Origin of the sequence: Rhodococcus jostii RHA1 (assembly GCF_000014565.1) — a bacterium.
In the GTDB taxonomy this organism is placed as follows: Bacteria; Actinomycetota; Actinomycetes; order Mycobacteriales; family Mycobacteriaceae; genus Rhodococcus_F; species Rhodococcus_F jostii_A.
This window is the reverse complement of record NC_008268.1, coordinates 4,187,847-4,204,108: the sequence shown is the minus strand read 5'-3', so window position 1 is coordinate 4,204,108 and position 16,262 is coordinate 4,187,847. Positions and strand designations below refer to the sequence as shown.

20 protein-coding genes are annotated in these 16,262 nt (G+C 69.5%); 9 read left to right on the top strand and 11 right to left on the bottom strand.

Annotation, left to right across the window (positions count from 1 at the left end; all coding sequences use genetic code 11):
* Positions 1-20: 20 nt before the first annotated feature.
* Positions 21-368: a hypothetical protein gene (locus RHA1_RS19435; protein ID WP_011596524.1), complete on the bottom strand. Its 348-nt coding sequence runs from the start codon at positions 366-368 to the stop codon at positions 21-23.
* A gap of 169 nt (positions 369-537) precedes the next feature.
* Between RHA1_RS19435 and RHA1_RS19430 the strand changes: the two genes are divergently transcribed.
* Both RHA1_RS19430 and RHA1_RS19425 read left to right on the top strand, forming a co-directional pair.
* Complete coding sequence (locus tag RHA1_RS19430) at positions 538-1,305, top strand: SDR family NAD(P)-dependent oxidoreductase (RefSeq protein WP_011596523.1); 768 nt, start codon at positions 538-540, stop codon at positions 1,303-1,305.
* Positions 1,306-1,393: 88 nt separating this feature from the next.
* Entirely contained in the window at positions 1,394-2,023 is a 630-nt protein-coding gene (locus RHA1_RS19425; RefSeq protein WP_011596522.1) for a class I SAM-dependent methyltransferase, read from the top strand.
* A gap of 24 nt (positions 2,024-2,047) precedes the next feature.
* Here the strand turns inward: RHA1_RS19425 and RHA1_RS19420 are convergent, their stop codons facing one another.
* Both RHA1_RS19420 and RHA1_RS19415 read right to left on the bottom strand, forming a co-directional pair.
* Positions 2,048-2,722 (bottom strand): YoaK family protein, encoded by a 675-nt coding sequence (locus RHA1_RS19420; RefSeq protein WP_009760490.1) that lies wholly within the window; start codon positions 2,720-2,722, stop codon positions 2,048-2,050.
* Between the two features lie 36 nt (positions 2,723-2,758).
* A complete protein-coding gene (locus tag RHA1_RS19415; RefSeq protein ID WP_050787334.1) occupies positions 2,759-4,315 on the bottom strand; it encodes a TM0106 family RecB-like putative nuclease in 1,557 nt (518 codons plus the stop codon).
* A 162-nt stretch (positions 4,316-4,477) separates the two neighbouring features.
* On the opposite strand from RHA1_RS19415, the gene RHA1_RS19410 reads away from it, so the two are divergent.
* Genes RHA1_RS19410 through RHA1_RS19390 form a run of 5 tightly spaced genes read left to right on the top strand, consistent with a single transcriptional unit; the run spans position 4,478 to position 7,851 of the window.
* The gene (locus RHA1_RS19410) at positions 4,478-5,131 is read left to right on the top strand and encodes a DUF6474 family protein (protein ID WP_011596520.1); all 654 of its coding nucleotides are present in this window, start codon (positions 4,478-4,480) and stop codon (positions 5,129-5,131) included.
* A gap of 18 nt (positions 5,132-5,149) precedes the next feature.
* A complete protein-coding gene (locus tag RHA1_RS19405; protein ID WP_011596519.1) occupies positions 5,150-5,668 on the top strand; it encodes a hypothetical protein in 519 nt (172 codons plus the stop codon).
* Between the two features lie 40 nt (positions 5,669-5,708).
* Positions 5,709-6,377: a YcnI family copper-binding membrane protein gene (locus RHA1_RS19400; protein WP_011596518.1), complete on the top strand. Its 669-nt coding sequence runs from the start codon at positions 5,709-5,711 to the stop codon at positions 6,375-6,377.
* The gene (locus tag RHA1_RS19395; RefSeq protein WP_041811727.1) at positions 6,374-6,907 is read left to right on the top strand and encodes a copper resistance CopC family protein; all 534 of its coding nucleotides are present in this window, start codon (positions 6,374-6,376) and stop codon (positions 6,905-6,907) included. The genes RHA1_RS19400 and RHA1_RS19395 overlap by 4 nt, the downstream gene beginning before the upstream one ends.
* A gap of 5 nt (positions 6,908-6,912) precedes the next feature.
* Positions 6,913-7,851, top strand: coding sequence for a CopD family protein (locus tag RHA1_RS19390; RefSeq protein WP_011596516.1), 939 nt, complete (start codon positions 6,913-6,915; stop codon positions 7,849-7,851).
* A gap of 112 nt (positions 7,852-7,963) precedes the next feature.
* Here RHA1_RS19390 and RHA1_RS19385 read toward each other — a convergent pair whose 3' ends face one another.
* From RHA1_RS19385 to RHA1_RS19375, 3 genes are all read right to left on the bottom strand, one after another.
* Positions 7,964-9,595: a transposase gene (locus RHA1_RS19385; protein WP_011596515.1), complete on the bottom strand. Its 1,632-nt coding sequence runs from the start codon at positions 9,593-9,595 to the stop codon at positions 7,964-7,966.
* A 101-nt stretch (positions 9,596-9,696) separates the two neighbouring features.
* Positions 9,697-10,626 (bottom strand): NADP-dependent oxidoreductase, encoded by a 930-nt coding sequence (locus RHA1_RS19380; RefSeq protein WP_041811723.1) that lies wholly within the window; start codon positions 10,624-10,626, stop codon positions 9,697-9,699.
* A 52-nt stretch (positions 10,627-10,678) separates the two neighbouring features.
* On the bottom strand, positions 10,679-11,329 hold the full coding sequence (locus tag RHA1_RS19375; RefSeq protein ID WP_011596513.1) for a UdgX family uracil-DNA binding protein: 651 nt from the start codon (positions 11,327-11,329) through the stop codon (positions 10,679-10,681).
* A gap of 105 nt (positions 11,330-11,434) precedes the next feature.
* Between RHA1_RS19375 and RHA1_RS19370 the strand changes: the two genes are divergently transcribed.
* Positions 11,435-11,800 carry a RidA family protein gene (locus tag RHA1_RS19370; RefSeq protein WP_009477076.1) on the top strand — a complete coding sequence of 122 codons (366 nt, stop codon included), beginning with the start codon at positions 11,435-11,437 and terminating at the stop codon, positions 11,798-11,800.
* A 108-nt stretch (positions 11,801-11,908) separates the two neighbouring features.
* Positions 11,909-12,469 (top strand): MarR family winged helix-turn-helix transcriptional regulator, encoded by a 561-nt coding sequence (locus tag RHA1_RS19365; RefSeq protein ID WP_016884391.1) that lies wholly within the window; start codon positions 11,909-11,911, stop codon positions 12,467-12,469.
* A gap of 9 nt (positions 12,470-12,478) precedes the next feature.
* Here RHA1_RS19365 and RHA1_RS19360 read toward each other — a convergent pair whose 3' ends face one another.
* From RHA1_RS19360 to RHA1_RS19340, 5 genes are all read right to left on the bottom strand, one after another.
* Positions 12,479-13,168 carry a TetR/AcrR family transcriptional regulator gene (locus RHA1_RS19360; RefSeq protein WP_011596511.1) on the bottom strand — a complete coding sequence of 230 codons (690 nt, stop codon included), beginning with the start codon at positions 13,166-13,168 and terminating at the stop codon, positions 12,479-12,481.
* A gap of 5 nt (positions 13,169-13,173) precedes the next feature.
* Positions 13,174-14,220 carry a Rieske 2Fe-2S domain-containing protein gene (locus RHA1_RS19355; RefSeq protein ID WP_011596510.1) on the bottom strand — a complete coding sequence of 349 codons (1,047 nt, stop codon included), beginning with the start codon at positions 14,218-14,220 and terminating at the stop codon, positions 13,174-13,176.
* 1 nt (position 14,221) lies between these two features.
* Positions 14,222-14,434 carry a recombinase-like helix-turn-helix domain-containing protein gene (locus tag RHA1_RS19350; protein ID WP_005248918.1) on the bottom strand — a complete coding sequence of 71 codons (213 nt, stop codon included), beginning with the start codon at positions 14,432-14,434 and terminating at the stop codon, positions 14,222-14,224.
* A 12-nt stretch (positions 14,435-14,446) separates the two neighbouring features.
* The gene (locus RHA1_RS19345) at positions 14,447-15,406 is read right to left on the bottom strand and encodes a PDR/VanB family oxidoreductase (RefSeq protein WP_011596509.1); all 960 of its coding nucleotides are present in this window, start codon (positions 15,404-15,406) and stop codon (positions 14,447-14,449) included.
* Positions 15,407-15,516: 110 nt separating this feature from the next.
* Entirely contained in the window at positions 15,517-16,251 is a 735-nt protein-coding gene (locus tag RHA1_RS19340) for an MBL fold metallo-hydrolase (protein ID WP_011596508.1), read from the bottom strand.
* Between the last annotated feature and the right edge of the window lie 11 nt (positions 16,252-16,262).

Below are 16,262 nucleotides of genomic sequence, written 5' to 3'. Positions count from 1 at the left end.
GAATTGCGCACTGAACGTGGTCAGAGTTGCTCGAGGCGGTGTGCCGTCGCCGCGTCCTGCTCGTCGTACCGGGCCAGCGCCGCTTCGAACGTCGCCTTCAGGTCCAGCGCGTAACGCTCGTGCGCCGCGAACGTCCCGACCGCCGAGTTCTCGACGGCGACGCCCGGGCCGCCGATCGCCGTCGCCCGGAACCGGGCCGCCAGGTCCGCCGCCGACCGCAGATGGGTTTCGCCGAGACCGAAGCTCTCGGGCGCGAGTTCGCGGTGCGCTCGCTCTCGCAGGTCCTGCATGTCGGCCGCCAACACCTCGCACGCGGCGATGCACCGCACCAACGCGTCGCGATCCACTTCGAGCCGGTCCTCGGTCATCCGTCCCCCTACGGTCCTGCGCGTCCCCTGATCCGCGCGAGAAGACAAACTACCCGCTCCCGTCGCCCGTGACGTTTCCCTCGCCGCTGCCGTCACACCGAGCGGGCGTTATGGTGCAGGTCACCAGGGTCGGCCAACGGAGGTCGCCGGGAAAGTAAGGATGCGAACTGTGGAAATTCAGGGAACCGCCGCACTGGTCACCGGAGCGGCCTCCGGCCTCGGCGCCGCCACCGCCAAGCGTCTCGCCGACGCCGGAGCCACCGTGTTCGGACTCGACCTGCAGCAGTCCATCGAGCGCGCCGGCGACAAGGTCCCCGACGGCGTGACCCTCCTCGCCACCGACGTCACCAGCGGCGACGAGGTCCAGGCCGCGATCGAGAAGATCGTCGAATCGGGTCTGCCGCTGCGTATCGTCGTCAACTGTGCCGGCGTCGGCTGGGCCGGGCGCATCCTGTCGAAGAAGGGCCCGCACGACCTCGAACTGTTCCGCACCGTCATCACGGTCAACCTGCTCGGCACGTTCAACGTGATGCGCCTCGCCGCCGACGCCATCGCCAAGACCGACACCGTCGACGAGTCCGGGCAGCGCGGCGTCATCATCAACACCGCATCCGTCGCCGCGTTCGAAGGCCAGATCGGGCAGATCGCCTACTCCGCGTCCAAGGGTGGCGTGCACGGCATGACCGTCCCCGCCGCCCGCGACCTCGCGCAGTTCGGCATCCGGGTCAACACCATCGCCCCCGGCATCATCGACACCCCGATGCTCGCCGGTGTCACCGACGAGTACCGCAAGGGCCTCGAAGCCGGCGTCCCGTTCCCCTCGCGCCTCGGTCAGCCCGCCGAATACGCACAGCTCGCCCAGATGATCGTCGAACACGACTACCTCAACGGTGAGACCATTCGAATGGACGGCGCTCTGCGCATGGCGCCGCGGTAGGCGGCTCCGCCACCCGTGCGTGGTTAACGAGTCTCTGGACTCTTCAACCGCGCACGGGGCGCGAAGCGCCCTTCGCTGGGAGGTGGGCATGGGGTTCTACTCGGACCGGATCGTTCCGCGGCTCGTCGACATCAGTTGCGGGATGAAGTTCACGGAGCCGACGCGACGACGCGTCTGCGCCGGTCTGCACGGGCGTGTGGTGGAGATCGGATTCGGGTCGGGTCTCAACGTCCCGTTCTACCCGGCCGCCGTCGATTCGGTGAGCGCCGTCGAACCAGCCGACCTCGGCTGGAAGCTGGCGGGCAAGCGTCTGGCGGCGTCGACGACACCGGTCGAGCGGTCCGGCCTGGACGGCCAGTCACTCTCCTTCCCGGACAACAGTTTCGACACGGCGCTGTCGACGTGGACGATGTGCACCATCCCGGACGTCGATTCCGCACTCCGGGAGGTCCGGCGCGTCCTCAAACCGGGCGGCACACTGCATTTCGTCGAGCACGGCCTGGCCCCGGACGCCAACGTGCAGCGGTGGCAGCGCCGGCTCGAACCGCTCCAGAAGACCGTCGCCGGTGGATGCCACCTCACCCGCGACATTCCCACCCTGGTGACGAACGCCGGATTCGACGTCCGGGACCTCGACCGGTTCTACGAGACATCCGCGCCGAAGATCGTCGGCGCCTATTCCCTCGGAGTTGCGGCTTCGCCACCCGTGCGCGGTTGAGGAGTCCAGGGACTCGTCGACCGCTCACAGGCGGCGGCGCCGCCTGTCGTCGATGTAGAACAGCACGAGGGCTCCGCACAGGAGGGCGGCGGGGATCCAGGCGGCGGATCCGCCGAAATAGCGGGTGGCGAACGCTCCGACGACGGCCCCACCGGCGAAGCTGGTGACGATGGCGGCGTACACCCGGGTGTGCTGACGCGATTCGGGGACCTTCTCGATGAATCCGGCGTACGCCGACTCGGTGAAGCGCATGAGGTTGCCGGTGGTGGCGACGGCGATGTACGACAGCGACCCGATGGTGCGGAACAGGCCGAACTGCATGGCGGCGACGAACGCGATGGGAACGGTGACCAGCGCGTTGGGGACGTTGGGGGGAACGAACGCGACGGCGACGAGGACGACGATCTGCGCGACCATGGCGATCCGGATCGGGTGGTCGAAGACGCTGTGGGCGAGTTCGCTCTTGAGCAGGTGCGCGAACGCGACACCGACGATGAACGCGAGGATCGGCCACAGGTGTGCCCGGGCGGCGTGGAAGTGCCGCTCCGACAGGTCGATGGCCATCAGGATGACGTTGCCGGTCTGGGCGTTCGCGAAGACGCCGCCGCGGCTGATGTAGGTGTAGGCGTCGAGGAAGCCGCCCGCGGCGGTGAGGAGCAGAGCGAACCGCAGCGTCGTGGATGTCTTCGGCACCTCCACCTGACCACCCCTACCGAATCGGGCCTGCCTTGCAGCCTAGAGGTCGGACGCGAGCGGGATCTCCTTCTCGGCCCGATCCGACATCCATTCGCGCAGCACTTTCGTGGCGATGACGTCGTCCTCGTTGTATTGCAGCAGTCGTTCGCGCTGGGTGAGGTCGGGTTCGCCGTCGTAGCCGACGGCTTCGCGGTACCAGCTCATCGACGCTTCGCCGCTGGCGTCGGCGTCGCGCCACCGGAATCCGGCGACGGGGGCGATCTTCTTGAGGCCCTTACCGCCCGGGCAGATGAACTGGTCGCTGACGGCCTGGTAGATGTCGACCCATTGTGGGCTGTCGATGAATTCGCGGATGTCGGCTTCGGTAGGGATTCCGGGTGCCCCGGCGAACCGGCGGGCGGAGTCCAGCAACCACTTGTCCTCCGCGGACCGCGAATAGCAGTACGCGGCGAAGGTTCTGCCGCTCAGGGCCGCCGCTTCGCGCTCGGCCATCAGCCACGTCCAGAATTCCGCGAACGACCGTGCCTCGTCCTGCGTCGGCACCGGATCCCAGCTGACGAACGGCCGGTACGCCGACACCCCGTCCACATTGAGCAGCGTGCCCCACAGGTAGGCGCCGTGTTCCTGGTAGCTCTCCATGTCGACGTCCACCTCGACGTCCGCGCGGGTCACCCGGATCTCCGGGAACCGTCGCACCAGCGGTGCTCCCGCGAGCCACGCCTTCGCGGTGACGACGGCGTCCTCGAACGCGCCGTGCGGCCAGTCCTCGAGCGGTTCGCGGTCCCACGCCGCGAGGTCGTCGATGGTGTGGCAGCCCGCGTCGCGCAGCATGTCGGCGCGGGAACCGGTGGCCACCAGGCTCACGTCGTGTGTCTGGGTCAGCTGCTCCTCGCATCCGGGCCACCACGGGCAGGAACGGCATTCGCCGATCCTCGACGGCACGGTCGCCGATTCCCCGCGGGCGACGGCGAGCCTGTCGGCGAAGCGTTCGTCGTAGTCGTCGAGGATGGTGGTGAGGTCGTGCACGAAGATGACGTCGGAGCCGTAGCCGATCGCGCCGGCCACCAGGGCCGGACTCGCGAACCCGTGCCGCTCGAGCATCCGGTACACCTGCGCGACGCGCATCTGGTCGCGGACCTGGCTGCGCGGCTTCCGCGTCGCGTCCTCCCGCGGTTGCCACTCGAACATGTCCGACGTCAGCGCGCCGCGGCCGGGATCGGTGACCTTGTGATTGACGACGATCACGGGGATGTACCCACCGTGGTCCTCGTCACGGATGAGGATCTCGCAGCGCGCCCGCCTGCCGGCGTCCCGGTCGAGTGGGAGCACGGCTCCCCAGATGCGGTCCGCGCCTGCCTCGCACGCGGCCAGGGTGTCCTCGGCCCGCAGGCGCAGGCTCTGCTCGGTGTCGATCTGCACCCACCGTTCCGGTGCGTGGCCGGTGAGGATCCGGCGGACGTCTTCACGCTTGGCGGCGGCGGCATCCTGACGCTGGCGGACGCCCGGGTCCTCGGGCGCGGCCGCGAGTTGTTCGGGGAACGCCGCATCGAGGTGCACCCGGTGGCGGCACCGCGTCAGTGCGCTGGCATCGATCACCGTCCCCGACGCCTTTCCGGGAGAGGCGTCGGGTTCTGATTGCTGACCGATATGGGAACACACGATGACGAAGATTATGTGCTCCCCTAGGCTGATCCCGAAGCACCGGATGCAGTTGGTAGCGTGGGCTGCGCTGAAACACCAGGAAAAGGGGTCTTTTCGATGGGGTTGTTCAAGAAACGTAAGTCCCGAGCCACCCGCAAGGCGGAAGCCAAGGCACTCAGGCACAAGGCCGGAGTGGAGGCGAAGCTGAGCGCGAGGAACGAACGGAAACGCGACAAGCAGTCCGCCAAGGCCGGCCGCAAGCTCGAGGCTGCCGAGCTGAAGTCGCTGAAGAAGGTCGAGAAGGCTCAGATCGCTGCGTTGAAGGCCGAGGAGAAGGCCGCGGCCCAGAAGGGTTTCACGGTCGCCGCCGTCCGCAAGTACCTCGGTGTCGCACGCCTGCTGACGCCGGTGCTGCTGCCGATCGCCTACCGGGCCGCCACGGTCGTGCGCGGGCAGATCGATGCCCGCCGTGCCGACCGGATGGGCGTCGACATCGACCAGCTCGCCAACTTCACCGGGCACGGCGCCAAGCTCAGCGCCCGCATCGCCGGTGCCGAAAGCTCCACCACGGAGATCCTCGGGCAGAAGCCGGACGACGCGGAGACGCAGAAGTTCGCCGCCGCCATCCGTGACCGCCTCGGTGATCTCAGCACCGCCGTCCGCGCGGCCGAGCAGATGCCGCAGGCCCGCCGCAAGGCCGCTCATCACGCCATCTCGTCCGAACTCGACGGAGTCGAAGCCGATCTCCTCGCCCGCCTCGGCGTGCGCTGAACGACCCGACCCACCGCAATGTCCCCTGCCCGCCCCGCCGCGACTGCCACCCTTCGGGGTTCGGCGGTCGGCGCGCTCGTGGCCGCTCTCGCGGTCGCCGCGCACGGCGTCGGTGGGGGCGGCCTACCCGAATCCGCCGCGCTGACCCTGCTGCTCGTCACGTGCAGCGGTGTCGGTGCGGTCACCGCGCAACTGCCCGCCCGCTTCCACGGACCGCTCGCGCTCGCGGGTGTCCTCGGTGTCGGCCAGGTGGCCGGGCACTTCGCGCTCACGCTCACCTCGCACGTGCACTCGGCGGTCCCGGCCGTGCCGATGCTCGCCGCGCACGCGGCCGCCACCGTGATCTGCGCGCTGCTGATCGCGAACGCCGAGCGTCTGTACGGCCCCCTCGTCCACGTGTGGCGGGTGGTGCTCCGCGGTGCACCGCAGCCCGTCTCGGCCGCGACCACGGCACACGTCCCCGCGCGTCCCGCGAACCCCGTGGTCGCCCTGCTGCGCGTGAGCATTTCGCGTCGCGGTCCCCCGGTCCCGGTCTGACTCTCACCTCCTCTCCGTTCAGACCCTCAAAGGACCTTCGATGAATTCCCTCGTTTCCCGTGCCCTTTTCACGGCCGGTGCCACCGGTGGCGCCATGCTGCTCGCGGCCGGTGTCGCCGCCGCCCACGTGACCGTCGTCGCCCCCGGCGCCGAGCAGGGCGGCTACTCCGTCCTGACGTTCCGCGTTCCCACCGAATCCGAGACGGCGTCCACCACCAAGCTGACCGTCACGCTCCCCGACCTGAAGTCGGCCCGCACCACACCGCTGCCGGGGTGGACGTCCGTCGTCGAGAAGGACCCGACGTCCAAGCTCGCGAAGTCCGTGACGTGGACCGCCGACCCCGGTGTCGGTGTCGCGCCCGGCCAGTTCCAGCAGTTCGAACTGTCCGCCGGACCGCTGCCGGACCAGGACGAGGTGTCGTTCCCGGCCGCCCAGACATACAGCGACGGCGAGGTCGTCAACTGGGATCAGGCGGTCGGCGCCGACGGGGCGGAGCCCGACAAGCCGGCACCCACGCTCACGCTGGCCGCGGCGAGCGGTGAAGACCACAGCCACGACGCAGGCGGCGCCACGACGTCCGAGGAGACCGAGACGACGGCGTCCGGCACCGACGACACCGCCCGCTGGCTGGGCGGCATCGGCCTGGTCCTCGGCGCGCTCGGTGCGGCCCTCGGTCTCGGTGCCATGGTCCGGAGCCGTCGCTCATGAGAAGACGCACCACCTTCACGTCGGTGAAGGTGATCGCGGTCGGGCTGCTGACCATGCTCGCGAGCATGCTCGGGGCCGGCACCGCGGTCGCCCATTCCGTCGTGATCAGTTCGACCCCCGAGAACGGCGCGCAGATCGCGGCCGGCCCGGAACGGGTGAGCGTCACGTTCAACGAGGCGCTGCAGGAGTCGTTCGCGTCCCTCACCGTGGTGGGCCCCGACGGCAACCTGTGGACCAAGGGTGACCCGGCCGTCGAGGGCCCCACGGTCAGTGCCGAACTCGGCGAGCTGGGGCCGGCCGGTGTGTACACCGTCGCGTTCCGCGTCACGTCCGCCGACGGGCATCCGGTGAGCGGAACCCGCACGTTCACCCTCACCGAGGAGGGGTCGGGCACCCCCGGCGCCGCAGCGGACAGCTCGGGTGAAACCGGCAGCAGCGGAGTTCCGTTGTGGCCGTTCATCGTTGCCGGTGTGGTCGTGTTCGGCGGCGGGCTGTGGTTCGCGCTCCGCAAGCCTCGCGGCGAGAACTGAGCCCGGTGGGTACGGCGCGACAGTCCTGGCTGCTGTTCGCCGTACCCACATCGCTCGTCGGGGTCGCGTGCGGTTGGGCGTTGGCGCAACCGGAAGTCCCCTCACCGTCGAGCGCCGTCCGGGCGCTGTGCCTGGTGCTCGGTTCGGCGATGCTCGGACTCGCCGCGCTGGGCTGGTGGAGTCGCGCGGACAACCGTCCCCTCGTGCGGGACGAACGGCTGTGGCGGTTGTCGACCGCCGTCGCAGGCGCGTGGATGCTCGCCGAGGCGGTGCTGCTGTCGATGACGGCGGCCGAGGCCGACGCCCTGGGATTGTCCGAGCTGTCGGTCGGACGGTTCGGCGCGTATGTGACCGAGATCAGCGCGGGACGCGTCGACCTCGCCGTTCTCGTGTGCACGGCGGCGGCCACCGCGTGGTCGGCGGTCGCGTTCCGCCGCAGCGACGCCCGGCTCCCCGTCCCGGTGCTGGTGCTCGCGGCGCTCGCCCTGGTGGCCCGCCCGATCACCGGCCACATGTCGCAGCAGGTTCTCGGCTCGGTCCTCGACGTCGTCCATGCCCTGGCCGCCGCCGTGTGGTTCGGGCTCCTCGCCGCCCTCGGTCTGATGCTCCGGTCGCGCGGGGACTGGTCGTCGTGGCTGCCGCGGTATTCCGTCGTCGCGTGGCGGTGCGTGTGGTTGCTGACCGCGACCGGGATCATCGACGCCGCGGTCCGGCTGGGCGGGGTGACGCCGCTGTTCGACACCGGCTACGGCCGCATCGTCCTCGCCAAGGCGGTGGCGTTGGCGGCGCTCCTCGGGCTCGGCTGGTGGTGGCGGCGAACGTGGGTCGGGCAGGCGGCCGCGCACCGGATCAGCGCCGAAGGATCCCTGCGGCGGGCGATCGTGGAGGTGGTGGTGATGGCCGTTCCGTTCGGTCTCGCCGCCGCCCTTGCCACCACCGCCTGACCCGTGAGTACTTGTTAACGTCCGGGGGGCTGTTGCGGAATTGAGTGAGGGCGGTCCGGGTGCGGGTGTCTCGTGCCGCGGTGGGTGCCGGTGCGGGGTGGCCCCCGCCGGGTCAGGGGGTGGCCGGGAGCGGGGTGCCTCCGGTCAGGTGGGTGAGGATCTTGCCGAGGTTGTGCACGGTGGCGTGGAACGCCCATTCGCTGCGGGCGCGGTCGAGGCCGCGGCTGGTGAAGCGGCGGAATCCGAGGTTGTGTTTGGCGTGCCCGAACACGGTTTCGGCGATGGGTGAGCGTTTGCGGTAGGTGGCGATACCGGCCTCGGTGCGCAGCCGGTGGGTCATGGCCTGGATCGGATCCGCTTGCGGCGGTGGCGGTCCGGTGACCGGATCAGCGGTGGCGGCGGCCTCGAGGTGACGGGATTTGCCGGTGGCGATCAACCGGTCCGGGCCCGGCGCGGTGAGGTTCTCGCGGGAGCAGTAGCCGGCGTCGAAGAGCATCACCCCGATCAGCTCCTCCGGGCTCGTGCCGGTCGGTTCCTTCCCACGTCGGGTGGCGTCGATCAGGTGCGCGGCCGCCCCGGCCTTGTCGACCATCTCGGGGAAATAGTCGTAGTCCGCCGGGCCGGTCCCGACCCCGGTGGCCAGGATCAACCCGTCCTCGCTGGTGAAGGCCTGGCAGTTGTAGCCCTGCACCCAGCCGCCGCCGCGCAGCGGCTGCAACCGCGAGTCGGGGTCGGTGGTGTTGCGGCGCCGCTGCCCGGCGGCGGCGGCGCGCTCACCCTGTTTGCGGAGGGCGGTGTCGAGTTCGGTGCGCCGGCGCCGGACCAGGTGGTGCTCGTCGACCGGCTTCGGTGCGAACCGGGTGCCCCCGCCCCCGGCCGCGGTGCCACCCTGGAACCGCTCGATCACCGCCTGCTGGGCGGCGACCGCCTCGGCCAGACGCCGCTCGGCGGCGGCGACCTCGGCCCCGACCGGCACCCGGCCCATCACCGTCTGGCCCGCGTCGAGCCGGGCCAGATAGTCCTGTGCTTTCCCCTCCCGCTCGCACTGTTCGGCGTCCTTCTCCGCGTCGAGCTGGGCCAATGCCTCGGCGATCCGGGCCGAGCGGGTGCTGGGATCGGCCAACTCCGCCGGCACCTGTCCCGGGCCCGAATCGTCCTCGCCGTAGAGGTCGTCCTCGGCGTCATCGGTGGCGGCGTGCGCGGCCACCGCGGCGGCGGCGATCCGCGCGGCCTCGGCCTCGGCTGCCCGGCGCAGCCCGTCCTCGGTGCGGTTGGCGTCCTTCGATGCGTTCGAGGCGATCTTCACCCCGTCCAACGCGATCGTCTCGAGTCGGCCCAGACCCAACCGTGCGGCCAGGATCAGGACCTGCGTGAACAGGGCCTCGCAGGCGGTGTGGTTGTCCTTGCGGAACCGTGAGATCGTCACGTGATCGGGGGTGTCGCCGGCGCAGATCACCCGGTAGGACACCACCTCCGAGCAGGCCCGCTCGATCTGCCGCGACGACCGCACCCCCCGCGACCACGCCCAGATCAGCAGGGTCACCAGCATGTCCGGGTCGTACCCGGCGCGCCCGGCACCCCCGGTGCGGCGAGAGCCGTGAAAGGCGCTGGTGTCGAGATGGGTGTCGACGATCTCGATCACCGTCCACACCGGATGCGTGGGCGGCACCCACTCCCGCATGTCCGGTGGCAACAAAAACTGCTGATCACGATTCACCGGTCGATACCCCTTGGCCACCAACACATTATCCAAGAAACATCAGGTCGGGGCGCCGCGGCACGCGGACACCCCGACCCGGAAATTTGAAACAGCCCCCCGGCGGTTGATAAGTACTCACGGGCGCGTCAGCGCAAGAGGATCTTTCCGCGGCTTCCACCCTTCTCGCCGGCACGCTGCGCGTCGGCAGCTTCGGTCAGCGGGAACGTGCGCGCGGGCGGGAGGGCCAGTTTCCCGTCCGCGGCGAGGGCGCCCAGCCGGCGCAGTGTCTCCGCGTTCCGGTCGCCGGCGTTGCCGGACGAAAACGTGATTCCCAGTCCGAACGCGGCACCGTCCGACAGCGTCACGATCCGGTCGGTGCCCCCGCGCAGGTCCATCGCCGCCTCGAGCCCGCCGAAGCCGACGTCGAGGACGGCGTCGACACCTTTCGGGGCCAGTTCGCGGACCCGGTCCGCCAGCCCCTCGCCGTACGTCGTGGGGGTCACGCCGAGCTCCCGCAGCGCGTCGTGGTGTTTCTCGCTCGCGGTGCCGATGACGGTGACACCCGAGTCCAGCGCCAGTTGCGCCGCAAGGGTTCCCACCGCCCCCGACGCGCCGTTCACCAGCAACGTCTCACCGGACTTCAGCTTCAGGAGCCGCAGTCCACGAGTGGCGGCCTCGCCTGCGACGGGGATGGTGGCGGCGTCCGTCCAGCTCAACCCGTGCGGCTTCGGCACGACGATCGAGGCGAGCGCGTATTCGGCGTAGCCGCCGGTGTCGGACCAGCCGAACACCTCGTCACCGACCACCACGCCGGTCGCGTCCGGACCGATCGCGTCGACCACGCCGGCGACTTCGCTGCCCGGGATCTTCGGGAACTGCACCGACATCACCTCGGCCATCGATCCCGACCGCAGCTTCCAGTCGATGGGGTTCACGCCGGCGGCCCGGATGACGAGGCGCACCTGGTTGCCGGTGGGTTCGGGCACGGGCACGTCGTGGGTCTCGAGCACTTCGGGACCGCCGTAGGACGAGTAGGAGACTGCCTTCATGGTCTGCTTCGGGTTGGAATTCGTCATGCCAACAATCTCGTCCTCGGCGGTCCGTCGCGCCAGCGATTCGGCTGGTTGATCACAGGGCTGCGGCGGCCTTCTTCAGATCGGCGACGAGGGCGTCGAACGCGTCGTCCCGATCGTCCGACGGTCCGCGGAGCACGGCGGACGGGTGGATCGTCGCGAAGACGTCCGGATCCATGTCGACGTCGACTTCGCCGTCGAGGTGCAGCAGCTCCCCGCGGTGTTCGGTGAGGCGGAACGACGGGCCGAGCAACGCCTGCGCGGCGGTGGCCCCGAGGCAGACGAGGACGTCGGGTTGGACCGCCGCCAGTTCGGCGATCAGCCACGGCCGGCACGCGACGATCTCGGTGCGGTTCGGCTTCTTGTGGATTCGACGCGTGCCGCGTTCGGCGGGGACGAACTTGAAGTGTTTGACCGCGTTGGTGACGTACGTGAGGTCCCGGTTGATGCCCGCCGCGTCGAGCGCCTTGTTCAGGAGTTTTCCCGCCGGACCGACGAACGGTTCACCGGCGCGGTCTTCCTGATCGCCGGGTTGTTCGCCGACGAGCATCATGCGCGCGGATCGCCTGCCCGCGCCGAAGACGGTCTGCTCGGCGTCGCGGTACAGATCGCAGCCGTGGCACCCGTCCGCCGCGTGGGACAGCGCCTCGAGGTCGTCGGTGTCCGGCACGAACGGTGCGGCCGAGGGTTTCGTGGCTCGGGACATGGGCGTCGAGTACCCGTCGGGCGGAGCTTCATTCGCGCAACCCTGTCAATTAGTTTAGCGCTAAGATATAATCACCGGAGAAGCCCACCCAGAAAGCGAGCCTCCATGTCCCTCACCGAAGTCACCGCCCACCACCCCTACAGCCCGGCCGTGGTCGCGGGCGGACTCGCGTTCGTCTCCGGCGCACTCTCCGTCGATGCCGAGGGCACCGCCGTCCCGGGCCGCACCGAGGCACTCGACGCCGCCGTCGACCGGATGGTCGATCGCCTCGCCACCGTCGGCGGGCAGCTGAAGGACGTCGTGAAGCTCACCTACTACGTCACCGACCTGTCGCTGCGCGAGGAGGCGAACCGCCAATTCGAGCGCATCTTCGACGAGCCGCGTCCCGCGCGCACCTTCCTGGAGGTCAGCAGCCTCCCCTACGGCGCCATCGCCGAGATCGACGCCGTCGCGGCGGTCGAGGGACGCTGACAGCGCTCCCGTCCGGCAGCGCCGCGGGTCCCCGTTCCGAGGAATCGACGGGGACCCGCGGCGCGTCGCCGTCACCTATGCTTCGTTCGATATCTTGGTACTAAACAGATGAAACCCTCGAGGATCCAGGAGGTGCGCCCGGTGACGCAACGCCCCGTTCCAGATCGCGATGCCGTCGACGACATCGTCGACCAGTGGGCCCACCAGTGGCCCGACCTGGATGTGAGTCCGCTGAAAGTGCTGGGCCGCCTACACCGTTCGTATCTGCGCTACCAGACGTCCCTCGCCGCCGTGTTCGAGGAGCACGGCATCAACATGGCGTCGTTCGACGTTCTGGCCGCCCTCCGACGCTCGGGTCCGCCGTACCGGATGACATCCGGACAGCTGGCGGAATCCGCCCTCGTCACCACGGGCGGAGTCACGCTGCGCGTCGACCGCCTGGAGAAGGCGGGACTGGTGCAGCGCGAGCGTGACGCCGAGGACCGCCGCATCGTGCACGCGCAACTCACCGACGAGGGCCTGCGGGTGATCGAGAAGGTCGCGGAGGCCCACTTCGCCAACGAGTCGCAGATCCTCAGCGGGATGTCGAAGGACGATCAGGCGGCGCTGGCCGAATTGCTCCGCAAGCTCGAGCACTCGATCGTCGAGAACCAGGCCCCCACCGCCTGAGCGGAGGACTCAGCTGGCCGCGCGGGCGGTCAGATCGGCAACCTCACCGAATCCGATGAACCGTTCGGACGCCGCCGTCATCTCCACGATGAAGCGTCGCTGCTCGTCCTGCGACGCACCGATCAGGCGCGCCGCACCCGTCCACTGCGCCTCGGACAGTTTGCGGGCGAGCTGGGCGGGTTCGGCGCACGGCGTCGCTATCCCGGCCTCGTTGAGCCGTTCGATGAACCGGATGTACCGGCCGAGGATCCGGTTGTGGGCCGCCTCGAGCTGTTCCCCGATCACCGGGTCGACGGCGGCGCGATCCTCGATCATCGTGAACAGGCGGCCACTGCTGTAGACGGTCTCGATGAACGCCGCGGTGGCCGCCCGCAGGACGCTGCGCGGGTCCGCGTCCGGCGGGACCGGGATGCGCTGAGCCTCGACGAACATGTCGAACACCGCGGCGGCGACGGCACGGAACGCGTCGTCCCGGGACGCGAACCGGGCGGAGAATTCGGCCTGCGACACTCCGGCGGCAGCGGCGATGACCGCCTCGGTGGTGCGCTCGTATCCCAGCTCGGCGAAGCACCGTCCCGCCGCCTCGACCAACGCGAGCCGACCTCGATCGTCACCGTTCGTAAGCACCGCTCGCGCCTCCTCGTACCCCGGCCGGCGCCCGACGTGTCGGCCGTCACACATTCTTAGTTGACATTTCATTCACGTCAACCCGGGCGACCATACGCCTCCTGGAGTGCCTTCGCCTGGGCTTCGGCCTGCGCCCGGTAGAGCCGGCGGAGCCGGATGACGCCGAGGTCGTGCTGGTACAGGTTCTCCGCCTGGTCCGCGTCGAATGCCATCGCCTCGAGCATGGTGCGGTCCTGCTCGAGCACCACCCAGTGCCGCTCCTCCAGCTTGGTGCGGTACAGGAACCGCCAGACGTCGCGTTCCCAGCCCTCGACGCGGCGGTACCGCCAGAAGAACACCGCGGTGGTCTCGGCGTCGATCGGCGTTCCCATGCCGACGATGCCGAACGAGCCACCCGGGCCCGCGGTCGGCGGGTACGGGATCTCGAGGTCCACCCAGTCGATGCCGGTCCGGCAGAATTCGACCCAGTCGAAGTTCACACCCCGCTGGTCGGTTTTCTCGAAGAAGAACCCGCGATCGGTTTCGCGGATCCGGAACTTCGCGGACGTCTCGCCGCCGAACATCGAATGCGATTCGCGGTGCAGGAACGCTCCGTGCATCGGATCGAGGAGGTTCTCCAGCGTGAACCGCCACGGCGCCTTCCACTCCGCGTAGCAGAGAAAGTGCGAGATGCCGTCGTCGGTGAGGCGCTCGGGCAGTTCCAGGGGCGCGGGCTCGGCGTCGGGGTCGGTGCCGAACCAGGCGAGCACGGCGCCGGCCACTTCCCGCACGGGGAGGCTGGTCACCAGCCGTTTGCCCTCGAGGTTGCAGCCGGGCATTCCGGGGACGGAGACGACGGTGCCGCCGCCGTCGACCTGCACGCCGTGGTACTGGCAGGCGACGCGATCGCCGAGGTGCTGGCCCTGCGACAGCGGGGCGCCGCGGTGCGGGCAGCGGTCCGCGAGCATGCGGAGGGTGCCGTCGGACTGACGGAACAGCAGCCAGTCCTCGCCGAGGCGCCGCACCTTCTTCATGTCGCCGCGCGCGACGAAGTCGGACGGGCACACCGCGTGCCACTGGTCACGCATCCCGGTCGCGAAGATCTCGTCGCCGGTCAGTGCCGCCTTGTGCAGTCGGTTCACCATGTCAGGCCCCCATCCGTCGGATCTCGTCCGTGAAAGTGTCGGTCGTCCAGGCGTCGCCGCCGGGACTATGGATGCCGAGGGCGTTCAAACCCTTCACCAAGCCTTCGAGGTGGTGCACACCGGTGCCGAAGACCTCTTCGATCGCACCGGCCAGCTTCCGCTCGTACGGGGTGGGTGCCGTGCCGGACTGGCGTGGTTGCAGATACAAGCTCATGGTTCTTCCCTTCTAGAGATCCAGCACGAGCTCGTCGGAGCGGGCGCGGGAAACGCAGATCATGATGGTGGTGCCGGACTCCTGCTCGGAGCTGGAGAGCAGGGAGTCGCGGTGGTCGGGGGTGCCGGCGAGCACGCGGGTTTCGCACGTCCCGCAGATGCCTTCGCGGCAGGAGTTGGGGACGTCGACGCCGGATTCCTCGAGGGTGTCGAGGATGGTCCGGTCGGGGGCGACGGTGGCCGAGATGCCGGATCGTTCGCAGATCACGCGGACGGGACGGTCGCCGGCGAGGGTGTCGGCGGGGATCTCCTTCGCCTTGAACCGCTCGAGCCGGATCGCGCCGTCCGGCCAGGAATCCGTGTACCCCTCGACCGCGCCGAGCAGACCCTCGGGGCCGCAGGCATAGACGAGCGTCTCCACTCGGGCGGTGCCGAGGATGCCGGCGAGGTCGAGGACGCCGTCGGTCTCCTCGGTGACGACGTGCACGCGGTCGCCGTACGCGGACAGTTCGTCGAGGAACGCCATCGACGCGCGGGCACGGCCGCCGTAGTGCAGTTCCCATTCGGCGCCCATGCGTTCGGCTTCACCGATCATCGCGAGGATCGGCGTGATGCCGATGCCGCCGGCGACGAACACGTAGCGCGGCGAGGGCAGGAGTTCGAAGTTGTTGCGGGGCGCGCTCACCGACAGGCTGTCGCCGGGCCGCAGCGTCTCGTGGACGTGCCGGGAGCCACCTCGGCCGGTCACCTCGTGGAGGATCGCGACGCGGTACCCGGTCTTGTCGTCGGGGTCTCCACAGAGGGAGTACTGACGGATGGTCCCGCGGTTCAGGTGCAGGTCCAGGTGGGCGCCCGGCGTCCACCGGTCGACCGCGCCGCCGTCCTGTCGTTCGAGGCGAAGCGACACCACGCCCGAGGACTCGACCCGCATCTGACGCACCATCATGGAGACGGTGTCTGCGTCTGTTGTCATCGCTCACTCCCAGGCTCAACCGAAGGCATAGTTCCTTAGTGCTCAATAATTTAGCACTAAGATGTATCGTGCGCCACAGTTGAGGGGAAATTCGTCGAGTACAGGCCGGGCTACTCCGCTTCGCGGTACCGCACGGTCTCGGCCGCGAGCCGCTCCTCGTATGCCTGTGCGAGGTCGTGCAGACTCTGCACGCAGTCACCGGTGAACACCGGCGCGTGCATCGGCGCCAGCAGCAGGGGTTCCAGGTCGGCGAGTCCCCGGATCGTGGGCCCGAGGGCCGGCGTCAGGCACGTCGCGTTCCCCATGTCCTCGGCCGCGATCGCCGGGCCGACGATCTCCTCCTCCGTGGCGGGCGGGTGATGACCGAATGCGGTGAACAGGTCGCCGCAGAACAGTGTCTGCGTCGTCTCCTCGAAAACCAGCCCGGCATCCCACCCGTGCGGAACATGCGGAGTGTCGAGGTGACGGACCCGTCTGGTGCCCGTCTCCATCACGTCGCCGTACTGCAGGGGACGCGGCATCCGATCGGCGAGGTCGTTGACCTGCACGAAGCAACCCATCGCCCCGTGCGCGACCACGGCATTCGGCGCGGCCGCCAGCCACGAGTTCATCGCGCCGCACTCGTCGGCCTCCACGTGCCCGAACGTGATCCACCGCAGCCTGTCGAGAGGAATCAGCCGCCCGACCGCCTCGGACACGGACGGGAAGAGCGCACGCTGACCGGTGTGGAACAGCAACGGTTCCTCACCGTCGACGAGGAACTGGTTCATGATCAGGTTCGGCTCGTCCAGATACGTGGACAACCGGTAGATGTCGGGAGCGATCTCGGTAATCGTGGTGTCCATCCCTGGCTCCG

Coding starts and splice junctions, on each gene's coding strand:
- RHA1_RS19425 (WP_011596522.1), top strand. CDS start 1,394: ATGGGGTTCTACTCGGACCGGATCGTTCCGCGGCTCGTCGACATCAGT.
- RHA1_RS19380 (WP_041811723.1), bottom strand. CDS start 10,626: ATGACGAATTCCAACCCGAAGCAGACCATGAAGGCAGTCTCCTACTCG.
- RHA1_RS19365 (WP_016884391.1), top strand. CDS start 11,909: ATGAAACCCTCGAGGATCCAGGAGGTGCGCCCGGTGACGCAACGCCCC.
- RHA1_RS19355 (WP_011596510.1), bottom strand. CDS start 14,220: ATGGTGAACCGACTGCACAAGGCGGCACTGACCGGCGACGAGATCTTC.
- RHA1_RS19350 (WP_005248918.1), bottom strand. CDS start 14,434: ATGAGCTTGTATCTGCAACCACGCCAGTCCGGCACGGCACCCACCCCG.
- RHA1_RS19375 (WP_011596513.1), bottom strand. CDS start 11,329: ATGTCCCGAGCCACGAAACCCTCGGCCGCACCGTTCGTGCCGGACACC.
- RHA1_RS19405 (WP_011596519.1), top strand. CDS start 5,150: ATGTCCCCTGCCCGCCCCGCCGCGACTGCCACCCTTCGGGGTTCGGCG.
- RHA1_RS19395 (WP_041811727.1), top strand. CDS start 6,374: ATGAGAAGACGCACCACCTTCACGTCGGTGAAGGTGATCGCGGTCGGG.
- RHA1_RS19410 (WP_011596520.1), top strand. CDS start 4,478: ATGGGGTTGTTCAAGAAACGTAAGTCCCGAGCCACCCGCAAGGCGGAA.
- RHA1_RS19340 (WP_011596508.1), bottom strand. CDS start 16,251: ATGGACACCACGATTACCGAGATCGCTCCCGACATCTACCGGTTGTCC.
- RHA1_RS19360 (WP_011596511.1), bottom strand. CDS start 13,168: ATGAAATGTCAACTAAGAATGTGTGACGGCCGACACGTCGGGCGCCGG.
- RHA1_RS19435 (WP_011596524.1), bottom strand. CDS start 368: ATGACCGAGGACCGGCTCGAAGTGGATCGCGACGCGTTGGTGCGGTGC.
- RHA1_RS19400 (WP_011596518.1), top strand. CDS start 5,709: ATGAATTCCCTCGTTTCCCGTGCCCTTTTCACGGCCGGTGCCACCGGT.
- RHA1_RS19345 (WP_011596509.1), bottom strand. CDS start 15,406: ATGACAACAGACGCAGACACCGTCTCCATGATGGTGCGTCAGATGCGG.
- RHA1_RS19370 (WP_009477076.1), top strand. CDS start 11,435: ATGTCCCTCACCGAAGTCACCGCCCACCACCCCTACAGCCCGGCCGTG.